The organism is Bradyrhizobium sp. CCBAU 53351 (assembly GCF_015291745.1).
Lineage (GTDB): Bacteria > Pseudomonadota > Alphaproteobacteria > Rhizobiales > Xanthobacteraceae > Bradyrhizobium.
In genome coordinates this window covers 389,830-402,522 of record NZ_CP030060.1, presented here as the reverse complement: position 1 = coordinate 402,522, position 12,693 = coordinate 389,830, and the positions used below count along the sequence as shown (strand labels likewise).

Annotated in this window: 9 protein-coding genes and 1 pseudogene; all 10 read left to right on the top strand. The window is 57.9% G+C overall.

What is annotated here, in order from left to right:
• Positions 1–42: 42 nt before the first annotated feature.
• The gene (locus tag XH83_RS36875) at positions 43–1,638 is read left to right on the top strand and encodes a hydantoinase B/oxoprolinase family protein (protein WP_128929536.1); all 1,596 of its coding nucleotides are present in this window, start codon (positions 43–45) and stop codon (positions 1,636–1,638) included.
• A 17-nt stretch (positions 1,639–1,655) separates the two neighbouring features.
• Positions 1,656–3,779 carry a hydantoinase/oxoprolinase family protein gene (locus XH83_RS36870; protein ID WP_128929537.1) on the top strand — a complete coding sequence of 708 codons (2,124 nt, stop codon included), beginning with the start codon at positions 1,656–1,658 and terminating at the stop codon, positions 3,777–3,779.
• Between the two features lie 350 nt (positions 3,780–4,129).
• Complete coding sequence (locus tag XH83_RS40525) at positions 4,130–4,603, top strand: transposase (protein WP_128929538.1); 474 nt, start codon at positions 4,130–4,132, stop codon at positions 4,601–4,603.
• Positions 4,600–4,954, top strand: a pseudogene (gene tnpB, locus XH83_RS36860) (IS66 family insertion sequence element accessory protein TnpB). The gene XH83_RS40525 and the pseudogene tnpB overlap by 4 nt, the downstream one beginning before the upstream one ends.
• 50 nt (positions 4,955–5,004) lie before the next feature.
• A complete protein-coding gene (locus XH83_RS36855) occupies positions 5,005–6,564 on the top strand; it encodes an IS66 family transposase (protein ID WP_128929539.1) in 1,560 nt (519 codons plus the stop codon).
• The gene (locus XH83_RS36850) at positions 6,561–7,187 is read left to right on the top strand and encodes a UPF0149 family protein (RefSeq protein WP_232995571.1); all 627 of its coding nucleotides are present in this window, start codon (positions 6,561–6,563) and stop codon (positions 7,185–7,187) included. Before XH83_RS36855 ends, XH83_RS36850 begins: the two co-directional genes overlap by 4 nt.
• A 486-nt stretch (positions 7,188–7,673) precedes the next feature.
• Positions 7,674–8,168: a flavin reductase family protein gene (locus tag XH83_RS36845; RefSeq protein WP_128929540.1), complete on the top strand. Its 495-nt coding sequence runs from the start codon at positions 7,674–7,676 to the stop codon at positions 8,166–8,168.
• A gap of 14 nt (positions 8,169–8,182) precedes the next feature.
• A complete protein-coding gene (locus XH83_RS36840; protein WP_128955169.1) occupies positions 8,183–9,619 on the top strand; it encodes an NAD-dependent succinate-semialdehyde dehydrogenase in 1,437 nt (478 codons plus the stop codon).
• Between the two features lie 47 nt (positions 9,620–9,666).
• Positions 9,667–10,938: a hypothetical protein gene (locus XH83_RS36835; RefSeq protein WP_128929542.1), complete on the top strand. Its 1,272-nt coding sequence runs from the start codon at positions 9,667–9,669 to the stop codon at positions 10,936–10,938.
• Between the two features lie 243 nt (positions 10,939–11,181).
• Positions 11,182–12,441, top strand: a complete 1,260-nt coding sequence (locus XH83_RS36830; protein WP_128929543.1) for a Glu/Leu/Phe/Val dehydrogenase — start codon at positions 11,182–11,184, stop codon at positions 12,439–12,441.
• Positions 12,442–12,693 lie beyond the last annotated feature (252 nt).

Genomic DNA, 12,693 nt, shown 5'->3' with positions numbered 1-12,693 from the left:
GACCGTAGGGCAAGGCCGCGGGCGCTCCAAGGAGACTGACACGTGCTTGATGCAATCCAGCTTGAATTGATTTGGCGAAGGCTGATTTCTCTGACTGAAGAGGCCGCTACGACGCTGCTGCGTACCTCCTTCTCATCCGTCGTTCGCGAGTCTAATGATTTTGCGTGCGTTCTCATGGATGCCGAAGGACGCTCGTTAGCGCAACCCGCTAACAGCATTCCATCCTTTATCGGTACCGTTCCGCGGACGGTTCGTGGCTTTCTCAAACAGTTTCCACATGAGACCCTCTCCGAGGGCGATATCCTGATCACCAACGATGTCTGGCTTGGCACCGGCCATCTGCCCGATATCACGGTAGCCAAGCCCATTTTCTTGAATGGCAATATTGTTGCGTTCGCTGGGTCGGTCACGCACGCTCCTGACATTGGTGGACGCATCCGTTCTGCCGATGCACGCGAGGTGTACGAGGAGGGATTCCAAATCCCAATGATGAAGGTGGTTGAGGCGGGTCGAATGAACCGCACATTTGAAAGCCTGCTTCGCCAGAACGTTCGTACGCCAGATCAGACGGTAGGCGACCTTTATGCGCAGTTTTCTGCACTGCATCTGATGGAGGTGCGCCTCATTTCTTTGCTAAAGGAGTGGGAGCTCCGTTCATTCTCCGAAGTGTCTCAACAGATCCGCGGTCGGACGGAAGCCGCGATGCGGCGTGCGATTTCCGCAATACCGGATGGCGTCTATCATGCCACCGCCGTCAGCGATGGATTTGAAAATAGCATCGTGTTGCGGATGGCGCTTAAAGTTCATGGTGATGAAATCGAGGTTGATTACCGAGGTACAGATCCTCAAGTGCAGCGCTCCATCAACGTCTGCGCTGCTTATACGACGGCATACACTGCCTATGGAATCAAAGCCGTTCTTACGCCCGACACGCCAAACAATGACGGTGCGTTGGAACCGCTCAATATTCATGCACCTCTTGGCTCAATTCTTAATTCAAAGCCGCCCGCAGCGGGCGGGGCACGCGCACTTATCGGACATTTCCTGCCGGCGATGGTCTTGCGTGCGCTGTCACAAGTCGTGCCGGAGAGAGTCATCTCCGACGTCGGCTCACCTCTCTGGTGCGTAAACCTGGCCGGCGTCAAAGAGGATGGAAAGACTTTCGCTAACTTATTCTTCCTGAACGGAGGCTATGGGGCCAGCGCGGCCTCGGACGGCGCAAGCGTGTTGTCTTGGCCGAGCAACATTTCCTCCACGCCCGTCGAGGTGCTGGAACGAACCGCGCCGATCAGAATTTGCCACCGCCGAATCCGATCGCGGACAGCGGGCAGCGGTCGGTTCACAGGGGGGGCTGGGCAGGAGTTTCTCTTCGAGAATCTAAATAAAGGGCCTACCATAATTTCCTTTATGGCTGAACGAACTAAGCCAGAAGCTGTGGCGAATGGCTTAGCAGGCGGCGATCCCGGCGCTGCCGGTGAGATCCAGATCAACACCGTTCGGGTTGATCCCAAGATACAACACACTATCGACTTTGGTGCCCGCGTTCTGCTGCGCACACCTGGCGCTGGCGGATTTGGTGTTCCGATCCGCGCTCAGGAAGCGCTGGCCGAAGCCGATGGCGCCAAAGATTTTGTATAAGAAGGGTTAGATCCGATATGTACTCGCTTGGTATCGATATTGGCGGCACGTTCACCGACATTGTCCTCTATTGCACTGATGATGGTCGCGTTGTCGCACACAAGGAGCTGACGACGCCCCATGATCCAACAATTGGAGCCCTCGCCGGCGTAAAGCAGGTCGTTAACGCCAGCGGCACCGATCCCGATCAGATTGGTCGCGTGGTCCATGCGACAACGTTGTTCACTAACGCTCTCATCGAGCGTCGTGGCGCAAGGACCGGATTGATCACAACGAGCGGCTTTAGGGATACGCTCGACTTACAGCGGGAGTTTAAATACGATCTGTATGATCTATTTCTGAAATTGCCAAAACCATTGATTGAGCAGGATGATCGCGTTGAAGTTAATGAACGCACCTTGTTCAACGGGCACATCCAGCATCCACTCAACGAAGACGAACTTCTAATAAAAACACGCCGGCTGCTCGACAGGGGCGTCACTTCGCTGGCAGTTTCATTCTTGCATTCATATGCCAATGGGACAAATGAACTGCGAGCCAAGAGCCTAATCGAGCGGCATTTCCCACAAGTCCAACTGTCGATCTCGTCCGAGGTCTGCCCACAAATCCGGGAGTACGAACGAACGTCAACGACCGCCGCGAACGCGTATATCAAGCCCATTGCAGACAAATATTTGCGTGAACTCGAGGTGCAGCTAAAGGCCTTTGGAATACCAGGAGCACTTTTCATGATGCTCTCAAACGGCGGATTGACGCATATCGAGGAAGCGCGCCGTACGCCGATCGAACTGTTGGAGTCGGGGCCGGCTGCTGGCACATTGGTGGCCGCGTATTTCGGCAAACGCTCCGGATTTGACAATGTGCTTGCCTTCGACATGGGCGGGACAACTGCAAAGCTTGGCGTGATTGAGAACGGCGAGCCCCTGATCGCGTATCAGTTTGAAGCGGCTCGCCAGAAGCGGTTCGCCCCAGGAAGCGGATTGCCGGTGAACATCTCGACTGTTGAGCTTATCGAAATCGGTGCGGGCGGCGGGAGCATCGCACATGTTGATGAGCTAGGAATGCTCAAGGTGGGGCCGCAAAGTGCGGGATCGCGACCTGGCCCCGCCTGCTACCCGAACGGCGGAACTGCGCCAACGGTTACCGATGCAAACGTTGTTTCGGGGGCGATTGACGTTGATAACTTTGCCGGTGGCACTATGGTTTTGCGCCGCGGAGCTGCAGAGGCGGCGCTCACAGGCGTCGGGCACGCCATAGAGATGCCATTCATCAAAGTGGCGAATGGCATTCAGGCCATTGTTAACGAGACGATGGCAGCCGCCGCGCGTGTCCATGTTGCTGAGCGAGGCCACGATATAACTAAGTACAAGCTCATCGTGACGGGCGGTGGCGGCCCGATGCACGGTTGTGACGTCGCCAGACGTCTCGGCATCAAACAGGTTATCTGTCCGCCGAATGCTGGCGTCGCGTCGGCACTCGGCTTGTTGATTGCACCCGCGCGTGTTGATCGCTCGAGAACGCTTGGCGCCCTGCTGGGATCGATGGAAATCGAGAAACTCGAAGCAGCCTTCAGGCGCCTGGAAGACGACACAAGGCGCGTGATTGCGCAGGCCAGATCTCCGCACAGTACACTTCAGATGGAGCGCCGCGCCGACATTCGCTTTGTGGGCCAAGGGTCGGAGCTGGTAACAGGACTGCCCGTTGGACCCTACAGCGAGAGCGAACGTGAAACTATTCGCGCTGCGTTCATCCAGACCTATAAAGGTATCTTCGGCGATATCATACCCGATCTTGATCTTGAGATTATGAACATCCGTGTAACCCTGAAAGAAGTACGAGAACCCGCGAAACTTGGTCGGATGGAAGACCCTCCTCGCTCGGAGGGATCTCGCTATCGACCCGTGTATGATGATGCAACTCGCGCTTGGGTTAAAGTCCCAGTTCTTCGACGATCGGAACTCGGGATTGCAGGATCGATCGAAGGCCCGGCCCTTTTGGATGAGCAATCATCAACACTAGTTGTGCCGCGCGGGAGCCGCATGACGTTGGACGCCTCTGGCAATGTCATTGTTCAGCTCAGGGATGATGGTGACAGTGTTACCGTTCCAGTAGCAGAGCACGCCACCGAAATCGGGGCGTAGGGCTCTAATATGCAGGCCTGTCACGTCACGGCAGTCGCGTGGCGCCGCAGGATGTCATGCCGGGAGGCCTTCGGATCTCGAAGTCAACCAAGGCGCGAGGCAAGCTCTCGGATGGAAACGATCATACTCGCCCCCTCAGTCGCGTTCGTATGCATGCTCTAGCGACACCACCGGGCGGCAACGCGCGAGCCAGGAGGTGTCGAGCACGATCCGCCGATCGATCGGCGGTGTTGTGCGGTAGAACGGTTTTCTACCGTTGCCCTTCTGTAACCGGCATGAGCCCCCCACCTGGGCATCGCGCGAATGAGCTGCGATACAGCCTGGCATGAACTGTTTTTTGGAGGTGGGCTATGGCAGATGCCATGCATGAAGCCAGGCTTGATGCCAGGCAGGAAAGCGGCTCCTATCGTCGGATCGAGGTGATCACAGGGCAGCGTCGACGACGGCGCTGGACGGCTGAAGAGAAGGCTCGGATCGTGGCCGAGAGCTTCGAGGAAGGGGCCAATATTTCCGAGGTCGCTCGGCGCCATGGCGTTGTCCGTGGGTTGCTGACGGTGTGGCGGCGCAAGTTCGCGACGGCAGTGAGCTTTCAGGCGCCAGGCTTCGTGCCGGTCCGGATCGCTTCCGAGAGCGGTCCGGCGACGGCAGACGAGTCGGACCGGTTAGCGTGCGCGCATAAGGTGCCGCCGCAGATGGCATCGGCTCCAGGCAAGCTTGGCGGAATGATCGAGATCGAGCTGGGCGGGGCACGCATCCGGGTCGAGCCCGGAGTGGAGCTGGCGACGCTTTCGACAGTGCTATCGGCGCTTCGGGGCATCCGTTGATTGCATTACGGTCTGACCTCAAGGTGGTGCTGGCGGCACAGCCAGTCGACTTTCGCAAGTCGGTGCACACGCTGTCGGCGCTGGTGAGCGAAGCGTTGCACGCGAACCTCGTATTGCGGCGACATCTTCGTGTTCCGCAGCAAGCGCGCGGACAGAGTGAAGCTTCTGGCATGGGATGGTAGCGGCATGGTGCTGGTGACGAAGTGGCTGCACCAGGGACACTTCACCTGGCCGCCGGTCCGCGACGGCGTGGTGCATCTGAGTGCGACACAACTCGCGATGCTGCTCGACGGACTTGAGTGGACGCGTGTTTCACACAAGCCTGTGAAGCAGCCGGCCGTTGTCGGCTGAGAGGCGAAGATTTTGCTGGAGCCTGTGATGGGCGGATATATCGTTCGATCATGGCGATTCGTCCCGAAGCTCTTCCGACCGATGCAGCGGCTCTGGCCGAGATGGTGCTCGCGCTTGACGCCGAGAACGAGAAGCTACGTGTGGCGATGCAGACGCTGAAGGAGATGATCTTCGGCAAGCGCTCAGAGCGGCTGGCGGCGATCGTGGCCGAGCAGCTCGCGCTCGAACTGGACGATCTCGCGACTGGCGTCACATCACCTGCGCCAGCCAACGACGATTTGCCTGCGACGAAGCCGGCTGGGAAGCCGCGCAAGAAGGCGAGGCGCAACATCGGCGCGCTACCCAAGCATTTGCCTCGCTGCGAGCAGGTGCTCGAGCCAGACACGACAGCGTGCCCGTGCTGCCAGGGCCTTCTGCACCGGATCGGCGAGGATGTGAGCGAGGTACTGGACGTGATCCCGGCGATCCTGCGGGTACTGCGCACGATTCGTCCCAAATACGCCTGCCGCGGCTGCACCGACGGCGTGGTGCAGGCGAAGGTGCTGCCGCGTCTGATCGACAGCGGCATGGCATCGACGGCACTCGTGGCTCACGTGGTGATCTCGAAGTTCGCCTGGTATCTGCCGCTGTACCGCCAGGTGCAGATCCTGGCCGGTCAGGGCCTTCATCTCGACCGCGCGACGCTCGCCGGCTGGGTGAAGCGTGCGGCATGGTGGCTTAAGAGTCTTTATGAGCTTCAGCTGCGGACGATCCAGGCTTCGCCGCGGCTGTTCTGCGACGAGACGCCGATGCCGGTGCTCGATCCCGGACGACATCGCACTCGTATCTGCCAGTTCTGGGCGCATGCGATGGATGATCGCCCATGGGGTGGCCCATCGCCGCCGGCGGTCGCCTATGTGTTTGCGGATGGCCGCGGCACCGAGGAGATCGCCGGGCAATTGGCCGGCTTCTCCGGCATTCTGCAGGTGGATGGCTATGCCGCCTACAAAGCGCTTGCCCGCGGTCAAGGCGGGGCGATCCAGCTGGCTTTTTGTCTCGCGCATGCCCGACGCAAATTCGTCGAGGTGTACAAGACGATGCAGTCGCCGTTCGCTCACGAAGTGATCGAGCGCCTGCAAGCGGTCTACGCCATCGAGGCCGAGATCCGTGGCTTGAGCGCCGAACAGCGGCTTGCCGCCCGCCGCACCAGGTCCGCACCGCTGATGGAGGTGCTGAAGGCGCGACTGACCTCGATGCTCGACCACCTGTTCTCCCAATCGAAGCTAGTGGAGGCCATCAACTATACGCTCAATCACTGGGACGGACTGACGCTATTTCTCCGCGATGGCCGCGTCGAGGTCGACAGCAACACCGTCGAGCGTTCAATGCGCCCGATTGCGATGGGGCGCCGTAACTCATTGTTCAGCGGCAGCGAGGGCGGCGCCGAGAGCTGGGCAATCCTTGCGTCGCTGGTCAATACGGCAAAGCTCCACGAACTCGATCCGCAGGCCTATCTGGCCGATGTGCTGGAGCGCATCGTCTCCGGTCAGACCAAGAGCCACCAGCTGCACGAACTTCTCCCCTGGAACTGGAAGGCGACCCGCGAGCTCAGCGCACGGGTGGCCGCATGACCCGCCGCCGCCGTTCATCATCTTCATCATCGATGGCGGCAGCCGCGATGCCGCTCGACGAACTTGAGCCTTGGCTACAGGCTCGTGCCGAGCAGCATCCCGTCGCCACCAGTCTTCCCATGCTCGACGGCTATGTCGCCGCGATCGTGGCCGGGCCGGTGTCGATGAGTCCGCTCGACTGGATCTGTCCGCTGCTCGCCATCGACGCCGACGCATTCAACCATGGCGGCACGCCGGAGTTCGCCGCGATTTCGGCCGTCGCGCTGCGCCACAACGACATCAGTAATGTTCTTTCCACCGCACCACATCGGTTCGCACCGGTCCATGGCCGCAAGCCGAATGGCGACGTTGATGCGCGGCCGTGGTGTCAGGGATTCCATGCCGCCATGCGGTTGCGACTATCAGCCTGGGGCCCACTGCTCGACGTCAGCAACATACACCACGGCTTGCTCCTGCCCATCCTGCTGCATTGCGTCGACGATCAAGGGCGTCCACTGCTTGGACCACCAAGGAAAGGCCGCGAGACCGAGGAATTCCTGCGCAACGCCCATGCCGACATTCCGGACGTCGTCGAGGCCATGCGTCAGTACTGGATGCCGACCCGCTACGCTCGCACAGGCTGATCACTGCAGACGTGGGAGCTCATACCGGTTACGCCCTTCTGTGCGTCCCTCCCGAACTCGGCCGCCAGCCTCAGAGGTCGGCGCTCCTTTTTTCTGAGGAGTGAATGGCTACCGTCGCGGTTTGAGAGCGGCTTGGCTCGAGGATGAACGGATTCTGCGTAGGGGACTCCGAAGCATCGTCGCCTGGTCATCGTGACCGTTGGAGACCACCGGGCTGCCTAACACAGCTGGCATTTGAGGCGCCCGTGACCACGGATGAGTGGCGTTGGTAGGAGTATAATCAACGGTCAATGGCAATCAGCGCGCTGCGCGCCGCGCGCGGAACATGCGAGTTTGGTGCAACTATGCCTGATCCGAATACATGCCTTCAGTATCTCAATTGGATGAAGGCCAATGGCAATGATACGTCTTTGTTCGCTGTGGACGGGGCCGTCCTTCGCCACCGCTATCATGCTTTCGCTGGTACCTCAAAGGAGGGTCCATTAGATGATCGATGCAGGTCGCGCCATTGCCACAGCGACGCCCGAAACATTTCGAGAAGTGTCGCGGAAGTGGGCCTCTGGAATCGCCGTCGTAACTGCAGTCGATAGTCACGGAGCGCTTTTCGGCACCACGATGAGCGCCGTCGTCAGCCTATCGATCAGCCCCCTGCAATACCTGATATGCATCGACAGAAAGTCGAACTCGCTCCCCGCCATCACTTCGACAGGGTGGTTTTGCATCAACATGCTCTCCTCATCCCAAGAGCGCATTGCGATGACGTTTGCAAAGAAGGGGACAGATAAGTTTTCGGCGATTTCCTATCGAGAAGGTCTAAATCGATTACCAATTATCCAGGACGTCGCCTCATATATTATCTGTCACCTGAACAGCAGCTTTGATGGCGGCGATCACGTCATAATCGTTGGCGATGTCATCGAGATCGGTCTCCACGATGCGTCTCCGCTGGTCTATTTGAATGGACGCTTTAATAACGGATGACTTGCGGGGAACACATGAAATATGAGAATACGCTCCTCTTTATTGACGGAGAATGGTGCTCCGGCTCTGAGAAGCAAACGATCCCGATCTTTAATCCAGCAACTGACGAGGAGATCGGTCACGTCGCTAAGGCGACGGTGGCCGATCTCGACCGTGCAGCTGCGTCCGCCGAGAAGGCGTTCCATGTTTGGCGGAGAACGCCCGCGGTGGAACGCGGAGTTACGCTACGTAAGGCAGCTGGCCTGCTCCGCGATCGACTAGAGTCCATCGCCCATGTTCTCACCTTGGAGCAAGGTAAGCCTCTTTTGGAAGCGCGAGCGGAGATCGCGAGTTGCGCCGATGCCTTCGAATGGGCTGCTGAAGAGGGAAGGCGGCTCTATGGGCGCGTGATACCGTCGCGTGCAGCAGGCGTTGCGCAATATGTCGTACGTGCTCCAGTAGGCCCGGTTGCTGCGTTCACCCCGTGGAATTTCCCCGCGAGCCAAGTCGCGAAGAAGCTTGCTCCAGCGTTGGCTGCCGGATGCTCCGTGATCGTCAAGGCCTCGGAAGAGGTGCCACGATCTGCCGCGGCAATCATCACGTCACTTGTCGATGCTGGCATTCCAACAGGTGTTGTCCAGCTCGCATACGGCACTCCCGATGAAATATCGCGGCACCTGATTGCCCACCCGGCGATTCGGAAGATCTCCTTCACCGGCTCTGTTCCGGTTGGAAAACATCTAGCTGCGCTCTCGGGCGAGCAGATGAAGAGGACGACGATGGAACTCGGCGGGCATGGGCCGGCGATTGTCTTCAAAGACGCCGACATATCCTCAGCCGCGGCGCTGCTCGTTTCAGGCAAGTATCGCAACGCCGGTCAAACCTGCGCCGCGCCGACGCGGTTTATGGTACACAACGATGTTTATCATGAGTTCGTCGCAGCTTTTGTTGAAAAGACACAATCGCTTGTCGTTGGCAACGGTCTGGATGCGACAACGCAGATGGGCCCCCTCGCGAACGAACGCAGAGGGAAACTCTTCGATCAATTTGTGGACGACGCGAGGCAGCGAGGCGCAAAGCTCATGTGCGGCGGCGAGAGCTTATTTACTCGCGGAACATTCAGGCAGCCAACAGTACTTGCGAATGTCGATCCATCGATGCGAGTCATGAACGATGAGCCATTCTGCCCAATCGCGCTCATTAGCGGCTTTGACAATCCAAATGAAGCTGTTGCAGAGGCTAACCGATTGCCCTTCGGGCTCGCCGGATATGCCTTCACGGAATCATCGGCGAACGCTCAGTTCCTGGCGGAGAATCTTGAGGTCGGTATGCTCAGCATCAACCACCTGGGCCTTGCCTTGCCGGAAACGCCCTTTGGCGGCGTCAAAGAGTCTGGGTACGGTTCCGAGGGTGGCCTAGAATCAACTGAAGGCTATCTCAATACCAGATTCATCACCAATAAGGCCTACTAGGCGTCATGCCATTTGGGCAATCGACCACGACGACTCTGTGAGGAGCAATGTCCCCTTCAACTATCAACGAAAGAGTCAGCATCACACGACTTGGTGGTCAGGATTACAACTTCTTTTTTGGTTACTATAATAAGACGCCGTGGGACGGGCAGGGTCGCCTTATCCTAGGCCACCAAGTCGATGAACCTAACTTCCGCATTGGCAGAAATAGCGGCTGCAATGTCGGTTATTTTGATGAAGCGCGTGAGTTTCGGCTGGTTGATCGAACCCAAGCCTGGAACTGGCAAATGGGGAGCCAACTACAATGGCTCACCGGCATGCCTGGCCGTAACATAATCTACAATATTCGTACGTCGCACGACGCGGGTGGCCCGTATCCCAACATCGGTGCGCGGATTACCGACGTGGATACGGGGCGCACTCGCGATCTCAATATCCCGATTTACGTCGTAGCCGCGAACAGCAAATTCGCGATGTGCATTGACTATCGACGTCTCTACAAAACGCATGAGACGATCGGCTACTGCGCACTCGCGGGACGGCTTCCACTGGATAATGCACCGGACGATGATGGCATTTGGCGCCTCGACATTGCAAGCGGCGACTCGACACTCGTTGTCAGTTACCGCCAACTTTACGAGCTTGCTCATAAGCCATCCATGGATAAGGCAATTCATTGGGTGAGCCATATTGAGATAAATCCGTCATCAACACGTGTGCTCTTCCTTCACCGATGGACAGAGCGTGTTGAAGACGAGACCTGCTTCTTGCATCGCTTGATCACAATGGATCCGGATGGAAGCAACTTACGTCTCCTTGAATGCTCTGATCATCCATTGCCGCAGCTGGCTCGGCGGTTCGATTCAAAGGCCGTAGGTACCTACGACTACGAAAAGTCCGAATACCAGATCTCTCACCCGTTATGGCGGGATGATAGCAGCATCGTCGTCTGGGGACCTCACGCCGGACGTATAAACTATCAGGTTTACCAAGACGCGCACAATGGCTTAGTCCAGACTATTGGCGACGGCCTCCTAAGAGAGAACGGACACATGTCCTATTCACCTGTGAATATGCGCTGGCTTTTGAGCGATACGTATCCGCATTCCGAGACCAACCTGCGTGATCTCTTCCTTTTCGATGCCAACAATGAAGTCCGGCTCGACCTCGGAAGCTTTTATACTGATCCAACTCTGGCTAAAGAGAACCGGTGTGATCTTCACCCAAGGTGGAGCCGCGATGGGAAGTGCGTTTGCATCGACTCCTATCACGAGAGACGGAGGCGAATGTACACAATTGATGTCTCCGCTCTCGTGTAGTGCTTGTTGTTTTCCCTATCCAGCGACAGCAGGTGTCTAAAAGCAAGGGAACGTTGTTTTCCGCAAGGCATCCGTCCAAGGGCATTTCGACCTACCTTGAGCGCTCAGCTCATCGAATCTCGTTGAAATTCAGCATAACGACCTCGCTGAAGGGGCTTGCTTGCCTCTTACAGCGGCGGGAATACTTCGAATGGTAGCTATCCGCCGTCCGATCCGGTTTCGATCGAGTACAATGGAGCAAACGTGACCACATACAGTGGACCTGTCTTTGACATGGCCGTACAACAGTTCGAAGTGATCGCTGATCACCTGTCTGTGCCGCAGGACGCGAGGGCGCGCTTGTTAATACCAAAGCGCGCGATCACTGTATCTTGTCCTATTCATCGAGACGACGGCACGACGGCGGTTTTTGAAGGGTATCGAGTTCAGCATCACCTCACGCTAGGACCTACGAAAGGCGGCACGCGCTTCGCGGCTAGTGTGGACCTCGGCGAGGTTGCTGCGCTTGCGATCTGGATGAGTTGGAAGTGCGCCCTAACCGGCTTGCCCTATGGTGGCGCCAAGGGCGGCATCAGCGTCGATCCATCGAATCTATCAAGGCGCGAACTAGAGGCATTATCACGCCGCTACATGCAGGAGATGATCCCCTTCGTTGGCCCTCACACTGATGTCATGGCCCCCGATATGGGGACCAACGAGCAGGTGATGGCGTGGTTTATGGACACCTATTCGATGTATCAGGGCCGGACCGTGACGGAGATCGTTACCGGTAAACCGGTCAGCGCCGGAGGGACATTGGGACGCCGCGAGGCGACAGGGCGGGGCGTCGCGCATCTGACGCGCCGCGTGATGAACGAACAGGGCATCAATCTGAACCATGCAACGGCTGCTGTGCAGGGCTTCGGAAATGTCGGCTCGATCGCCGCACTTGAGCTTCACCATATGGGCGTTAAAGTGATCGCCGTCAGCGACCACACCGGCGCGCTCTACTGCGCTTCCGGCCTCAACATTCCAGAACTCGTGGTACATGCGGCAACACATGGCAGTCTCTCGGGGTATTCGAGTGAACTAGCCTTCGATCCGCAGGAAGTCCTCACGCTGTCTTGTGATGTTCTTGTGCCAGCCGCGATGGAGCGGGTCATCGACGCTGCTGTCGCCACGAAGCTGCGTTGCCGTATTGTCGCTGAAGGGGCCAATGGGCCGACGACACCGGAAGCCGATCTGGTTCTTACGCAGCGACAGAATGAGATCTTCCTGATCCCGGATATTCTGTGCAATTCCGGCGGGGTAGTGGTGAGCTATTTCGAATGGGTGCAGGATCTGCAACAACTCTTCTGGGAAGAGGAGGAAGTAGTACGACGCGAATACCAGATTCTCGATCGAGCGTTCGATCGGATGGTGGCGAGGGCGAGCCGCGACAAGGTGTTCAATCGCACGGCGGCCATGGCCATAGGCGTCGAGCGGGTGCGGGGCGCCAAGAATACGCGAGGTCTATTTCCATGAGGGACGGCCTGGTCGGATTCCGTGATGTATTTGCCCGAACCCGCAATGGTTCACATCGAGCCTTATTAGCGCCGGCGAGCCGCAATGGCCACAACCTGAATGGGATGGCGGTTGTATCAAGCGCACGGATAGTCGCTAATTCCATAGCGGTATGATGCCATCATGTTGCAACTCCGCGCTCAGTTTCAGAACAGCTTCTGCGGCGCATAGATGCAGGCCTAAGCGCTCCGACATAATCCCACATGATCATGC